Genomic DNA, 13,216 nt, shown 5'->3' on the forward strand with positions numbered 1-13,216 from the left:
CGGCCGACGAAAAGCTCGCGGCTGGCGCCGCTCCTACGGGAAACCGTCACGCACGTCGCCCGCTGTAGGAGCGGCACCAGCCGCGAGCTCTTGAAGGTGGTGGCGCAGGGACCCCGCCACGCCGCCGCAATCAGAAGCGGTAGCTTGCGCTCGCCCCCGCGTACCAGCTGCGCTCGGGGCCGGGCTCGTAGTAGCGGCGGAAGCTCTCGCCGACGATGACCGAGCCGACGTGCTTACGGTCGAATACGTTGTCGATGCGCAGTAGTTGCGCCAGCGTCCATGGGCCATGTTCCTGCTCGGCGGACAGGCGCAGGTTGAAGAGCGTGTAGCCGGGTGCCGGGGGGTCGTCGTTGAGATCGTTGACGTACACTTTGCTGCGATACAGCGCCTCGCCCGCCACCGTGAGTTCGGCGATCGGCTTCCAGGCGAGCTCTGCATACGCTGCGAACCTCGGCACCCCCGGGATGCGATTGCCGGCAGGCACGGTTGCGCCGCGGCTGCTGAAGGCCTCGTCGTACTGGGCATTTAGCCAGGTTAGTGACAGGCGACCGGTTAGTTTGTCCGTGAATTCGGACTCCGCAGCTAGTTCGATGCCTTCGCGCAGCGTGCGGCCCGCGTTCTGGTAGCTGGTACGCCCACCGCTCGATTCGGCGACGACGATCTCGTCCTTCGTTTCGATGCGGAATACGGCCGCATTGACGCGGGTCGTGTCGCCGACGAAGGCCTTCAGGCCCAGTTCGGCCTGTTTGCTGGTGGAGGGCTGCAGGCCGAAGTTGAAGCCGGTCGATGGCGTGGCGTAGGAGAGTTCGTTCAGCGTCGGCGTCTCGAAACCTTCGCCGTAGCTCGCATAGGCATTGAGCACCGGACTGAAGGCGTAGACGACGCCGAGCGCGGGCGTGGTCTCGCTGTAGCGCGCGCTGCCGCTGTCGTCGCCGTTGATGCCCACGATGTAGCGGTCGTCGACCTTGAACGCCACCCGCGAGTGGCGGACGCCCGCCGACCACTGCCAGGGGCCTTGCTTCCACAGGGCCTGGATATAGGGGTCCGTGCTGGTGATGGTGTCGATTTCCTTGCGGCGCAGATTGCCCTTGACGCCGAGCGTGGTGCCGATGAAGTTCTCGTAACCGCGGCGGTCGTCCTCCGAGCGGTCGTAGTCGAGGCCGACGGTGAGGGTCAGTTCGCCGTCGCCGAGGCTGCGCTGGGCGATCCAGCGTGCGCCGAGACCGTAGAAGTCGCGGTCGAAATCGACCACGCCGCCGGCGTGGCGGGCGTTGCCCTGCGGCCCGGTGGGAATCGACTGGTACTGCGTGACGCTGCGCCGCCCTGTGTAGGCCGAAAGCTGCAGCCTGTCCTCGCCGAAGCGGCGTTCGTAGGTTGCGCCACCCTGCAGGTGGTGGATGCTCTTGCGCGTGTTATAGCGCACGGCAAAGGGGCGTTTCGGCGTTTCCGTGTCAGCAGGGTCGATCGTCAAGGACCGGGGGTCGTTCTGGTAGCTTGCCCACGTCACCCCCAGCGGGTCCTGGGTGTCGGGCTGGCGCAGGCCGTTCGCCACCAGCGTCAGCGTGCTGTCCTCGTCCGGGCGGAAGCTGAGCTTGGCAAAGCCCTGGTCGCGCCGGGTCTTGCTGTGGTCGCGGTAGCCATCGGTGTCGAAGCGCGAGGCATCGACGATGAAGCCGACGCCGGACTGCTCGCCCTCCAGGCCGACGCCGATCTTGGTCGTGCCCCAGCTGCCGCCGAGCACGCTGGCGCGCATGCGCGGTGCGCCTTCGCCGGTGCGCGAGAAGAGCTGGATGACACCGCCCGCGTGGTTACCGTACACGGTGGAGAAGGGGCCGCGCATCACTTCGATGCGTTCGGCGGTGTCGAGGTTGAAGGTGGCGGCCTGGCCCTGGCCGTCCGGGTTGCTGGCGGGGATGCCGTCGGCGATCAGCTTGACGCCGCGCACGCCGAAAGCGGCGCGGGCACCGAAGCCGCGCACCGATATCTGCAGGTCCTGGGCGTAGTTCTGGCGATTCTGGATGACCAGGCCGGGGACGCCGGCCAGTGCCTCCGAGGCATTCACGCCGAGGTTGCCCGCCTGGTTGGCGCGCATGTCGACCGCATCGACCGAGAAGGGTAGATCGAAACTGTTGGTCTCGACCCGGCTACCGGTGACCACGACCGGATTGAGCGTGACGGCGCTCTGATCGGCCGTTGCTGCGTCTTGCGCGCCGGCTACACAGGCGAAGCCCGCCAAGGCGCCAGGAATGCCGAGTCGAAGCAGGCGGGCGATGGGTCGGGGGGCAGGGGTGCTCACGGCGCGGGGTGTGGCGGTCACGGTCGGAATCCTTTGCGGGTCTTGGCTTGACCCCGATTCTCGCCGATGGCCGGCAGTGCCCGCCTCATGGCAAGCCCGAGCGCCACCTACAGAAAATCATTAGCCGCCCGCTCCACACGTGCCCGGTGTGCAGCGTAAAAGTGGCGGCATCGCCTCAGTCCGCGCGCCAGTGGCTGAAGTCGCCATGGACGGCGAAGTGCTCGAGGGCCCCGATCAGTGCCGCCGCCATTGCCGGCTCGAACGGGCTGTGGCCAGCGCCGTCGACCAGGCGCAGGCGGCTGCCCGGCAGGGCACGGTGCAGGCGCAGCGCATTGCGCGCGCGGCACACCAGATCGAGCCGGCCATGGATCAGCGCAGTGGGCATGGCGGTGATGCGGCGAGCGGCCTCGAGCACGCCGTCCTCGTCGAGGAAGCAGCGGTGGGCGAGGTAGTGTGCCTGCACGCGGTATTTGTCGATCAGTGCCCTGATGGCGGCATCGTCGCGCGCGGGTGGCGCGGGGGCCGCTTGTCCCGGCGCGATCACGGCGTTCTCCCATGCCGCCCAGGCCAGCGCCGCACGGGCAGCGGCCTGCGCGTCGGGGCCGCCCAGCGCGGCACACAGAGCGGCGAGGGCGCGCCCTTCGGCCGCCTCGGGCAGGGCTGCGCACAGCGCTGACCAGGCCTCGGCGCAGATTGCACCCACGCCTTCCGCGCCGAAGAACCAGTCGAGGTCGGCCTGCCCGCAGAGAAAGCTGCCGCGCAGGATGGCGCCCAGGCAGGCTTGCGGATGCGCGCTGCAGTAGGCCAGGGCGAGTGCGGCTCCCCACGAGCCGCCAAAGACCAGCCAGCGCTCGATCCCAAGGTGCAAGCGCAGGCGCTCGATGTCCTCGACCAGCTCGCGGGTCGTGTTGGCATGGCAGTCGCCGCGCGGTGTGCTGCGCCCGCAGCCGCGCTGGTCGAAGAGCACGACATGGAAGCGCGCAGGGTCGAAGAGCTGGCGCTGGCGAGGGCTGCAGCCGCTCCCCGGTCCGCCGTGCAGGAACAGTACGGGGAGGCCTTCGGCATGGCCGCAGCGTTCGAAGTACAGGCGATGACCGTCGCCGACGTCTAGCACGCCGTGGGCGAGGGGTGGCAAGGGCGGGAAGAGCGGGGCGTCTGGCGGCAAGGCTGCTCGGTGTGATCGGTATGGCTGGGCGCGCGGGCGCAGGACATCACAGCGGCCGCTGCGATCGCCTTGCCGGAGCCGGTCAGAACTTCTCCGGCCGCATTACCGTCACGTCTGCCATGAAGAGGATCATGGCGTAGTTGTCGTAGTAGTGGGCCTGCAGGTGAGCAGCAATGGCATCGGCGGTCGCTTCGTCGCACACCACTTCGATGCGGATGTTGCTGCTCGTGTCCCAGGCCGAGGTGCGTGCCCCTCTGGCGCCCTTGCCGCGGGCATCGCTGACCGTATAGCCATGGGCGCCGAGACGCTCCAGGTCCTTGACGAGCAGGTTTTCGAGGGCGGCCTCGGTGACGATGGTCAGCAGCTTGCGCACATGGCGGTTCATCGGTTCGGTCTCGAGTCTGGAAAGGGCTCCGCGGTCAGGGCAGGGGCAAGGCCCGCAACCCTGGGTGGGATACTACCGCGAGGCCAGCGGCGGGAACAGGGTGGGATCGGTGCGGACGCCAGCGCGTCAGGCCGCGTGGCGTGCCCGGATGTCGGTTCGTCCGTGCCAGGGTGAGAGGTCGGGGCGTCGAGGTGCCAGCGTCAGATCGCCATGCAGGCGCCTCAGGTGCTCCATTTCCTGCTGCACCTCGGTGGGCTGAGCATCGGCGCCGAATATCGGGACGAAGCGCCCGCTCGTGCCGCGATGCTCATCGTGCCCGAATGCTTCCAGCACGCATGCAAGCAGATCAGCGCGCGATGGCCCGTCTGTCTTCTGGTCCAGATGGAAAAGCATCCAGACGCCATCGACGCTGATCGCCTCGACCATGCGCAGGTCGTGACCGCCAGCGGGCTGCACCTTGCACATCCGCATGTCAGGCATGCCTGTGTGCCCCTGCGAGTCGATCCACAGGCCGAGCAGGGCATCGTGCATGCGGACCGAGGGCTTGCGGCTGCCGAGGACCGACAGCAAGCCGGTCAGCTCGTGGCGCAGGCATTCCAGCTCCTCCGGTGCGCTCAGCAGCGCGGCGTCACTTCTTCGATGAGTCGAAGCTGCTACGGCGCTTTCGTGTACAGCACAGTCCATTGACGTACGCCCTCCTGTCGTTGCTCTCGGCCCTGGATGACCCTGGGATGGGTCGTCGCCTTCCTGCCGGAGAATTCTGACAAGCTCAATCAATCAGATAAAGTCGATTAATATTTATGAACGCGCAGATTTTTACGAATTATTTACGCTCATGAACCTCAAACACCTCCGCTATTTCTGGACCGTCGCCCATACCGGCAGCGTCGCTAGCGCAGCGAAGCGCCTGCATCTGACGCCGCAGACGGTCAGCGCCCAGATCAACCTGTTCGAAGAGGAGGTGGGGGTGCCTCTGCTGCGCCCGGCGGGCCGCGGGCTCGAACTGACCGAAGCGGGGCGGATCGCCCTCTCGTTTGCCGACGAAATGTTCGCCCTGGGCGACGAAATGCTCTCGTCGCTGCGCGCGCACTCTTGCCGCGCGCTGCCCGCCTTCAGGGTCGGCGTCTCTGTGGTCGTGCCCAAGTCGCTCACCCGTCAGCTGCTGGCCTCGCTGAAGGCGCTCTCCGAGCCGGTCCGGCTGATCTGTCGCGAAGGGCAGATCGACTGGCTGCTTGGCGAGCTGGCGCTGCATCGCCTTGATATGGTGCTGGCTGACCGTCCCATGCCGGCGGGGCTTTCGGTCCGCTGCCATAGCCACAAACTGGGCGAGAGCGCCGTGTCCTTCCTGGCCGCTCCGGCCCTGGCGGATCGCTGCGGAGCCTTCCCGGGTTGCCTGCATGGGGCTCCGCTCCTGCTCCCGGGGCCGAATGCGGCGGTGCGCAGCGAGATCGAGCGCTGGCTGGGCGAAGCACGCCTGTCGCCGCAGGTGGTCGGGGAGTTTGACGACAGTGCGCTGATGAAGGCCTTTGCCCAGGCGGGAGAAGGCTTCTTCCCGGCACCTGCGATCCTCTCGGAAGAGATCGGTGCCCGCTATGGCGTCAGGGAGGTGGGGCGGGTGGAGCAGGTGCGCGAAGCGTTCTGGCTGATCAGCACCGAACGCCACGTCAAGCAACCCGCAGTACGTGCCGTCCTCGAGGCTGCACGCACGGCACTGTTCGTGCCATACGCTGCGTAGGCAAACGGAGCAACGGAATGCCCCCGGGCCTGAACCGCCCGCAGCGCGAGGGACTCGAGGCGAGGGGGGCTCAAGATTTTCATGAGGCCAGCTTCCGCACTTTCGTGATGCGAATTATTCCTCGTCCAGCCAATCTTACTCACACGGCCGGCTCACCGGTCGGCGGTGCCGACAAGCGGTGCCGATCCCACCCAGAGACGAGACAGGAGACGACCATGAAATGGGAAACCCCCGCAGCCAGCGACATGCGCTTCGGCTTTGAAATCACCATGTACATCGCCAACCGCTAAGGCGTGATCCGGGGCGACACGGTGCGTGTCCCCGCGCCGTGTCGCCCTTTTTGCGTGCGCGCCCTGTGCGTGCATGGCCCGCAAGGGTCGACCCGGCCAGCGCGTGGCCCGAGGAGAACCGATGAAGATCCGCGTGCTCGGTTCCGCCGCCGGTGGCGGCTTCCCGCAGTGGAATTGCAACTGTCCCAATTGCGACGGCCTGCGCAAGGGCCGCATCCGCGCCCAGGCCCGCACCCAGTCGTCGATTGCCGTCAGCGGCGACGACGAGAACTGGGTGCTGTTCAACGCATCCCCCGACGTGCTGCAGCAGATCCGCAGCTTTCCCGCGCTGCAACCCGCGCGTGCGCTGCGCGACACCGGCATCGCCGCGATCGTGTTGATCGACGCCCAGATCGACCACACCACCGGCCTCTACATGCTGCGCGAGCACCGCCAGCCATGGCCGGTGTGGTGCACCGCCTGCGTACGCGAGGACCTGTCGGTGGGCAACCCGGTGTTCGGCGTGCTCGGCCATTACAGCGGCATCGCCTGGCGCGAGTTGCCGCTGCAGACGCGCTTCGCCATCGACGGCGCGCCCGGGCTCGGCTTCGAGGCCCTGGCGCTGACCAGCAACGCGCCACCGTACTCGCCGCACCGCGACTGCCCGCAGGCGGGCGACAACATCGGCGTAACCCTGGTCGATGCGGCGAGCGGCAAGCGGCTGTTCTACGCCCCCGGCCTGGGCGAGATGGAGCCCCACGTGTGGGCCGCCATGCAGGCTGCGGATTGCGTGCTGGTCGACGGCACGCTGTGGACCGACGACGAGATGATCCGCCTTGGCGCCTCGCAGAAGACCTCGCGCGCCATGGGCCACCTGCCGCAATCCGGCCCCGGCGGCATGCTCGAGTGGCTGGACAGGCTGCCGGCGACTACGCGCAAGGTGCTGATCCACATCAACAACACCAACCCGATCCTCGACGAGGACAGCCGCGAGCGCGCCGAACTGGCTGCGCACGGCATCGAGGTCGCCTTCGACGGCATGGAGATCGCGCTGTGAGCTACATCGAACAATCGAGCATCGAACATACCGCGGCGCTGATCACCAGTGCCGGCGATCAGCCGCCATGGTCTCCCGAAGAGTTCGAGGCCCTGCTGCGCGAGAAGGGCACGAGCTACCACATCTACCATCCCTTCCACGTCATGATGGCCGAGGGCAAGCTCACCCGCGAACAGCTCCAGGGCTGGGTGGCGAATCGCTTCTACTACCAGATCTCGATCCCGGTGAAGGACGCTGCCATCCTGTCCAACTGCCCCGACCGCGCGATCCGCCGTGAATGGATCCAGCGCATCCTCGATCACGACGGCTTCGAGATCGGCGACGTCAAGGACCCCGGTGGCATCGAGGCCTGGATCCGGCTCGGCGAAGCCACCGGCCTCAGCCGCGACGACGTCACCTCGCTGCGCTTCGTCGCGCCGGCAACCCGCTTCGCGGTCGACGCCTACATCAACTTCGCCCGCCAGCGCCCATGGCAGGAAGCGGTGGCCTCCAGCCTCACCGAGCTCTTCGCGCCGCACATCCACCAGCAGCGCCTGGACACCTGGCCCACGCACTACCCCTGGGTGGACACCGCCGGCCTGCAGTACTTCCGCAACCGCCTCACCCAGGCGCGGCGCGACGTCGAGCACGGCCTGCGCTTCACGCTCGACTACTTCAGCCAGAGCCGGGCGATGCAGCAGCGCGCGCTCGACATCCTGCAGTTCAAGCTCGACGTGCTGTGGGCGATGGCCGACGCCATCATGCTGAGTCAATGCAAGGTGGCGATCGTGGGCCCGCGCAAGGGGGCGCACGATGAGTGACACCTCGGCGATCGGCGCGACCGCCACGCCGCGCGTCTCCAAGCGCTTCCGCCTGCAGTGGGAAGAGGCGCAGCAGGCCTGGGTGCTGCTCTACCCGGAAGGCATGGTCAAACTCAACCAGAGCGCGGGCGAGATCCTGCGCCGTTGCGACGGTGTGAGCAGCGTCGCCGAGGTGGTCGCCGACCTGGAGCAGGCTTTCGCCACCGCCGGGCTCGAAGCCGACGTCGTTGCCTTTCTCGAGCTGGCGCGCAAGCAGCAGTGGATCGATATGTGAGGTGAGGCCATGAATGCGCCCGAAGTCGTTAAACACCAGCCCGGCCCGCCGCTGTGGCTGCTGGCCGAGCTGACCTACCGCTGTCCGCTGCACTGCGTGTTCTGCTACAACCCGGTCGATTTCGCCCATGCGCCGGACGAACTGTGCACCGACGACTGGCTGCGCGTACTGCGCGAGGCACGCGCAGCGGGCAGTGTGCAGTGCGGCTTCTCCGGCGGCGAGCCGCTGCTGCGCGACGACCTCGAGGTGCTGGTCGCGGAGGCGCACAAGCTCGGCTTCTATACCAACCTGCTCACTTCGGGCGTCGGCCTCACGGATGCGCGCGCGCGGGCGCTCAAGGACGCCGGCCTCGACCACATCCAGCTCTCGTTCCAGGACTCGACAAGGGAGCTCAACGACTTCCTGTCGCACACCCGCACCTTCGAGCTCAAGCAGAAGGTGGCCGCCACCATCAATGACCACGGCTGGCCGATGGTGATGAACTGCGTGATCCACCGCCTCAACATCGACTACATCGACCGCATCATCGACATGGCGGTCGAGCTCGGCGCCGAGTACCTGGAGCTCGCCAACAGCCAGTACTACTCGTGGGCGATGCTCAACCGCGACCAGCTGCTGCCCTCGCGCGAACAGATCGAGCGCGCCGAGCGCGTCACCAACGAGCGCCGCCAGCACTACGGCGAGCGCATCCGCATCTTCTTCGTCGTGCCCGACTATCACGAGACGCGGCCCAAGAAGTGCATGAACGGCTGGGGCAACGTCTTCCTCACCGTCACCCCCGACGGCACCGCCTTGCCTTGCCACACGGCGCGCATGCTGCCCGGTCTCGCCTTCCCCAATGTGCGCGACCTGGACGTGCGCAGCATCTGGTTCGACTCCGAGGGCTTCAACCGCTATCGGGGCAAGGGCTGGATGAAGGCGCCCTGTCGCAGCTGCCCGGAGCAGGAAAAGGATCTCGGCGGCTGCCGCTGCCAGGCCTTCATGCTCACCGGCGACCCCGCCGCAGCCGACCCGGTGTGCGACAAGTCGCCCGCGCACCACAAGGTGGTGGAGGCCGTGGTGCGCGCCGAGCGCGGCGAGGTTGCAGTGGTGGCGAAGCCGCTGGTGTTCCGCGGGCCAGAGGAGTCGCGGCGGCGCCTTGCCGGGCTGGCCGGGATGAAGTGAGCGCCGTCCAGCCCGGCTCCGGGCGCGGATGCCGGCCTAGCGCCCTGTCTTGCGGTGTTGGCCGGCAGAAGCAGAAAGCCCGGCACGTTGGCCGGGCTTTGCTTCATGCAGTGTGAGATGCCGCCGGAGCGGATCAGGTGCCGCGCACCTTGTACCACATGGCGTAGGCCCAGCACGCCGCGCAGAAGCCGCTGACGAGGTCGATGAAGGCGAACACCATCAGTACGGCGGCCGGGATCAGGCCGATCTCAGAGCCCATCAGCCAGGTGACGAACATGATCGTGCCGGCGATCGCCACCAGCTTGTCGGCGAACATCTTGGCCCCGGCGTTGATCGGCTTGGCCATGCCCAGCTTGCGGGTGAGGGCGGAGAAAGCGAGATAGGACGGGCACTTGTGGGGTGACACGAAGCCGCGCAGTGCACCGCCCAGCGCGAGGATGATCGCTACCCACTGGTAGGGCGTAAAGAAGTAGATGGCGCTCACCGCCAGGGTGACAGCGGCCTGGAAGCGATAGGCGTTGGAGCAGACGGGGGCGATGTCGAAGCGCAGCATGACAGGTCCTCGAGTGGAAGTTGGGTTGTCATGAAGTATATCAGCGAATTCTGATTTATCAAGGCATCGCCGCGGTGGGCTCTGCCGTAGGAGCGACGCCAGCCGCGAGCCCTTCGTCGCACCCGCCCGACGCCCGTCGCCTTCAACCCCTCGCGGCTCGCGCCGCTCCTACGGCGGGAAGGGACACCGCGGCGCCCTCCCGTAGGAGCGGCGCGAGCCGCGAGCTTTTCATCGCACCCGCCCCACGCCCATCGCCTTCAACCCCTCGCGGCTGGCGTCGCTCCTACGGCGGGAACAGACACCGCGGCGCTCTCCCGTAGGAGCGGCGCCAGCCGCGAGCTTTTCATCGCACCCGCCCCACGCCCGTCGCCTTCAACCCCTCGCGGCTCGCGCCGCTCCTACGGCGGGAACGGACACCGCGGCACTCTCCCGTAGGAGCGGCGCCAGCCGCGAGCTTTTCATCGCACCCGCCCCACGCCCGTCGCCTTCAACCCCTCGCGGCTCGCGCCGCTCCTACGGCGGGAGCAAACGCTGCGGCGCCCTCCTGTAGGAGCGGCGCCAGCCGCGAGCTTTTCATCGCACCCGCCCCACGCCCATCGCCTTCAACCCCTCGCGGCTGGCGCCGCTCCTACGGCGGGAACAAACGCTGCGGCGCTCTCCTGTAGGAGCGGCGCCAGCCGCGAGCTTTGCCTGGTTCGAGACCGGTCAGACTTCGATAAGGCCGCTGCGGATTGCCACCAGGGCAAGCTCGGCGGCGTTGGAGACGTTGAGCTTCTGCTTGATGTGATACAGGTGCGTCCCCACCGTGCTGGGGCTGAGATTGTGGCTGTCTGCGATCTCGGCCACCGTGCGGCCTTGGGCGAGCTGCAGGAAGACGGCGAACTCCTTTTCGGTGAGCGCGGTGACCGGATCCTGACCACCGGAGAACTGCGCGAGCGCGAGCGCAGGGGCGATGTCGGGGTCGATGTAGCGTTGGCCGCGGGCCACGGTGGCGACTGCGCGCAGCAATTCCTGGGGCTGGGCACGCTTGGACAGGTAGCCGGTGGCACCTGCACGCAGGGCGCGCGCGGGAATCTGGGCGTCGTCGTGTGCGGACAGGATCAGCACGCGTGCATCGGGGTGGTGGGCGAGCAGGCGCTCGAGCGCGCCCAGACCGCCGATGCCGGGCATCGAGACGTCCATCATCAGCATTGAAGGCTTCAGTTCGGAGAAGGCGGTCACCGCCTTCTCGCCGCTGTCGGCTTCGCCGACCACCTCGGCGCCCGCGCCTTCGAGCAGCAGGCGAAAACCCATGCGCACGGCGGCGTGGTCGTCGGCCAGCAGGATGCGGAGGCCCTGGAGGGTGTGCACGGTCATCCTTGTTCGGTGTGGAGGGGGTGCGGCAGGCGGGCCCGCACGCACAGGCCGCCTTGCGGCGGGCGGCAGAGCTCGAGCCTGCCGTGCAGCTCGGCAACGCGTTCGCGCATGCCCATCAGCCCGTAGCGGCCCGGGCCCGGATTCTCGCCGAGGCCGCACCCGTTGTCGATGACCTCGATCTCGATGTCGCCGTCGCGCAGTCCCAGCCGCACCTCGACGCGGCTGGCGCGGGCGTGGCGCACCACGTTGGTCAGGCTCTCCTGCACCATGCGCAGGATGGTGAGGCCGACGGCGTCGGACACCGCCTGTGCCAGGGGTTCGATGGTGCATTGGATCTCGATGTCGCCATGATGCCTGGCCCACAGTTCGCAGTAGCTGCGGATCGCTTCCTCCACGTGCAGGCCATCGTCGCCGGTGCTGGTGCGCAGGCGCTGCAGGATGGTACGCACGCCTTCCTGCATCTGTCCGGTCATGGCGAGGATGGCCTGTGCGCTGCCGTTGAGCCCGGGCTGGTCGGTGCTGCGCTGGATGATGGCGCCGGCGATGGCGCGCACTGCGGTGATGCCCTGGCCGAGCTCGTCATGCAGTTCGCGCGCGATCAGGCGCCGTTCCTGCTCAAGTCGCAGTTGCACCGCATGGGCGAGGGCCTGGTCGTGCTCGAGGCGGGCGTTCTCGGCCAGGCTCTGGTCGAGGCTGTCGGCGAGCCTGTTGTAGCTGCGCGCGAGCAGGGCGAGCTCACGCGTAGGGTATTCGGGCAGGCGCAGGTCGAAGCGGCCCTGTGCGCTGCGTTCGAGTGCCGAGTGGATCTCGGCGACCGGTGCGAGCGCGCGATTGATCGCGAACCGGGTGGCGAGCCAGATCAGCATCAGCAGGGCGACGGCCCAGCCGAGCGCGGCCGTGAGCTTGTCCCAGGCGTCGAGCACGGCGCGCGAGGTGTCCGGCGTGAGCACGATGGTGAGCTCGCCCGCAGGCAGGTTGCGCGGCGCCACGGTGGGTTCGACCCAGCGTGCGAAGCCGTCGGGGGCGAAGCGACCGGCCTTGTACGGTGAGTCGGGGGACAGGTAGAGGCGCCCGCCAAGGCTGTCGAAGACTTCGAGGCGGTTGGCGCGGATACGGCCGACCGCTTCGAGGTGGTGCATCAGGCGCTCGCGGGCTTGCGGGCCGTCGGCCAGGGTTTCGGGAATCAGCACGTTGAGCCATTGCTCGGCGACGCGGGTGGCGGCCTCCACCTCCTCGTGGATGGCATTGCGCGTCTCGCGCATCCAGACCACGGCGGTGACCGCCATCATTACCGCGATGAGGGCGGTGAGCACGAGGCTGATATGCGCCTTGAGGCTGGGCGCGTGGTGGAGGCGGTCGGTCATGGGTGGGCTCCCCGGCGCAGGCTTGCACGGGCGGAATACTGCATGCCGCGGCGGTCGCGCAGCGTGAAGGGCTGGCGCAGGCCGAGTGCGGCGTAGCCGACGATGCCTCGCCAGTGGGTGGTGAAGCAGGCGGGCGCATCGGTGGCGCCGTCTTCGGTGCATGAGGCCAGCAGTTCAAGAGCGACCCGATTGGCGGCGAGCACGCAGCCTTCGGCGTCGAACAGCGTCAGCGCCTCGAGCGGCGTGCCGAGCACCGCGGGGTAGCGATGAAAGCGCAGCAACAGAAAGCCTTCTGGTTCGGACTCGATCAGGCGGTGCTCGATGATGCGAGCCGCCGTCTGCACCAGGGCGTTGGCATGCGTGAGCCAACCGAGTTGCGAAATATCGACATCGATGAAGCCGAGCAGACCGCCGGCGGGCGGCAGGATGGGGGCGGCGATGCCGATGCCCTGGGGCGCGATGGTGTCCGCCGCGCGCGGGCGTGTGCCGATGGCGCGCAGCACGGTGCCTGCGCTGTCGGTCAGGATGACGGTGACCGAGGGGCTGTCGAGCTGGCGGTGGAGGTCTTCCATGGCGGGGGCCGACAGTGTCACCAGGCGTGCATGGCGCTCCGGCTGCAGCGTGCTGGGCGGATGTGCGGACGGCGTGAGCGCGTCGGGTGAGGGGCGCGAGTCGTGCTGTTGCTTCATGTTGCGCGTGGCCGGCAGTCCTGCGATTCGGGTGTCCGGGCGGACATGCAGGATCCATGCCGGCTGGATGCATGTCCGGTCGCGGCGCCTTGTGCGGCGCAATAGCCGC

14 protein-coding genes are annotated in these 13,216 nt (G+C 68.0%); 6 read left to right on the forward strand and 8 right to left on the reverse strand.

Features of this window, described 5'->3' with window-relative positions; all coding sequences use genetic code 11:
* Nucleotides 1–130 precede the first annotated feature (130 nt).
* The 4 genes from LQF09_RS06585 to LQF09_RS06600 form a co-directional block, all read right to left on the reverse strand.
* Entirely contained in the window at nucleotides 131–2,317 is a 2,187-nt protein-coding gene (locus LQF09_RS06585) for a TonB-dependent receptor family protein (protein ID WP_270069502.1), read from the reverse strand.
* A gap of 154 nt (nucleotides 2,318–2,471) precedes the next feature.
* Complete coding sequence (pip, locus tag LQF09_RS06590; protein WP_270069503.1) at nucleotides 2,472–3,461, reverse strand: prolyl aminopeptidase; 990 nt, start codon at nucleotides 3,459–3,461, stop codon at nucleotides 2,472–2,474.
* An 82-nt stretch (nucleotides 3,462–3,543) separates the two neighbouring features.
* The gene (locus tag LQF09_RS06595) at nucleotides 3,544–3,846 is read right to left on the reverse strand and encodes a P-II family nitrogen regulator (protein WP_002927502.1); all 303 of its coding nucleotides are present in this window, start codon (nucleotides 3,844–3,846) and stop codon (nucleotides 3,544–3,546) included.
* Nucleotides 3,847–3,972: 126 nt separating this feature from the next.
* Nucleotides 3,973–4,530, reverse strand: a complete 558-nt coding sequence (locus LQF09_RS06600) for a hypothetical protein (protein ID WP_270069504.1) — start codon at nucleotides 4,528–4,530, stop codon at nucleotides 3,973–3,975.
* A gap of 151 nt (nucleotides 4,531–4,681) precedes the next feature.
* Here LQF09_RS06600 and nhaR point away from each other — a divergent pair, with 151 nt between their 5' ends.
* The 6 genes from nhaR to pqqE all read left to right on the forward strand — a co-directional run bounded on the left by nhaR (nucleotide 4,682) and on the right by pqqE (nucleotide 9,145).
* Complete coding sequence (nhaR, locus tag LQF09_RS06605) at nucleotides 4,682–5,581, forward strand: transcriptional activator NhaR (RefSeq protein ID WP_002927498.1); 900 nt, start codon at nucleotides 4,682–4,684, stop codon at nucleotides 5,579–5,581.
* A 215-nt stretch (nucleotides 5,582–5,796) separates the two neighbouring features.
* Complete coding sequence (pqqA, locus tag LQF09_RS06610) at nucleotides 5,797–5,871, forward strand: pyrroloquinoline quinone precursor peptide PqqA (RefSeq protein WP_002927495.1); 75 nt, start codon at nucleotides 5,797–5,799, stop codon at nucleotides 5,869–5,871.
* A 121-nt stretch (nucleotides 5,872–5,992) separates the two neighbouring features.
* Nucleotides 5,993–6,907, forward strand: a complete 915-nt coding sequence (pqqB, locus tag LQF09_RS06615; protein WP_270069505.1) for a pyrroloquinoline quinone biosynthesis protein PqqB — start codon at nucleotides 5,993–5,995, stop codon at nucleotides 6,905–6,907.
* Nucleotides 6,904–7,707: a pyrroloquinoline-quinone synthase PqqC gene (pqqC, locus tag LQF09_RS06620; protein ID WP_270069506.1), complete on the forward strand. Its 804-nt coding sequence runs from the start codon at nucleotides 6,904–6,906 to the stop codon at nucleotides 7,705–7,707. Before pqqB ends, pqqC begins: the two co-directional genes overlap by 4 nt.
* Complete coding sequence (pqqD, locus tag LQF09_RS06625) at nucleotides 7,700–7,981, forward strand: pyrroloquinoline quinone biosynthesis peptide chaperone PqqD (protein WP_002927490.1); 282 nt, start codon at nucleotides 7,700–7,702, stop codon at nucleotides 7,979–7,981. The genes pqqC and pqqD overlap by 8 nt, the downstream gene beginning before the upstream one ends.
* Before the next feature lie 9 nt (nucleotides 7,982–7,990).
* A complete protein-coding gene (gene pqqE, locus LQF09_RS06630; protein WP_270069507.1) occupies nucleotides 7,991–9,145 on the forward strand; it encodes a pyrroloquinoline quinone biosynthesis protein PqqE in 1,155 nt (384 codons plus the stop codon).
* A 133-nt stretch (nucleotides 9,146–9,278) separates the two neighbouring features.
* On the opposite strand, the gene LQF09_RS06635 is transcribed toward pqqE, so the two are convergent.
* From LQF09_RS06635 to LQF09_RS06650, 4 genes are all read right to left on the reverse strand, one after another.
* Complete coding sequence (locus LQF09_RS06635; protein WP_002927484.1) at nucleotides 9,279–9,698, reverse strand: DUF4395 family protein; 420 nt, start codon at nucleotides 9,696–9,698, stop codon at nucleotides 9,279–9,281.
* Between the two features lie 705 nt (nucleotides 9,699–10,403).
* Nucleotides 10,404–11,054 carry a response regulator gene (locus LQF09_RS06640; protein WP_002923373.1) on the reverse strand — a complete coding sequence of 217 codons (651 nt, stop codon included), beginning with the start codon at nucleotides 11,052–11,054 and terminating at the stop codon, nucleotides 10,404–10,406.
* Complete coding sequence (locus LQF09_RS06645) at nucleotides 11,051–12,418, reverse strand: sensor histidine kinase (protein WP_270069508.1); 1,368 nt, start codon at nucleotides 12,416–12,418, stop codon at nucleotides 11,051–11,053. Before LQF09_RS06645 ends, LQF09_RS06640 begins: the two co-directional genes overlap by 4 nt.
* Complete coding sequence (locus LQF09_RS06650; RefSeq protein ID WP_002923376.1) at nucleotides 12,415–13,107, reverse strand: hypothetical protein; 693 nt, start codon at nucleotides 13,105–13,107, stop codon at nucleotides 12,415–12,417. The genes LQF09_RS06645 and LQF09_RS06650 overlap by 4 nt, the downstream gene beginning before the upstream one ends.
* Nucleotides 13,108–13,216: the final 109 nt, after the last annotated feature.

The organism is Thauera sp. WB-2 (genome assembly GCF_027594845.1).
Classification (GTDB): Bacteria; Pseudomonadota; Gammaproteobacteria; order Burkholderiales; family Rhodocyclaceae; genus Thauera; species Thauera mechernichensis.

Bases quoted from the DNA above. Each gene is read 5' to 3' on its own strand.
- LQF09_RS06595 (WP_002927502.1), bottom strand. From the start codon at position 3,846: ATGAACCGCCATGTGCGCAAGCTGCTGACCATCGTCACCGAGGCCGCC.
- LQF09_RS06600 (WP_270069504.1), bottom strand. From the start codon at position 4,530: ATGGACTGTGCTGTACACGAAAGCGCCGTAGCAGCTTCGACTCATCGA.
- nhaR (WP_002927498.1), top strand. From the start codon at position 4,682: ATGAACCTCAAACACCTCCGCTATTTCTGGACCGTCGCCCATACCGGC.
- pqqB (WP_270069505.1), top strand. From the start codon at position 5,993: ATGAAGATCCGCGTGCTCGGTTCCGCCGCCGGTGGCGGCTTCCCGCAG.
- pqqD (WP_002927490.1), top strand. From the start codon at position 7,700: ATGAGTGACACCTCGGCGATCGGCGCGACCGCCACGCCGCGCGTCTCC.
- pqqE (WP_270069507.1), top strand. From the start codon at position 7,991: ATGAATGCGCCCGAAGTCGTTAAACACCAGCCCGGCCCGCCGCTGTGG.
- LQF09_RS06635 (WP_002927484.1), bottom strand. From the start codon at position 9,698: ATGCTGCGCTTCGACATCGCCCCCGTCTGCTCCAACGCCTATCGCTTC.
- LQF09_RS06640 (WP_002923373.1), bottom strand. From the start codon at position 11,054: ATGACCGTGCACACCCTCCAGGGCCTCCGCATCCTGCTGGCCGACGAC.
- LQF09_RS06645 (WP_270069508.1), bottom strand. From the start codon at position 12,418: ATGACCGACCGCCTCCACCACGCGCCCAGCCTCAAGGCGCATATCAGC.
- LQF09_RS06650 (WP_002923376.1), bottom strand. From the start codon at position 13,107: ATGAAGCAACAGCACGACTCGCGCCCCTCACCCGACGCGCTCACGCCG.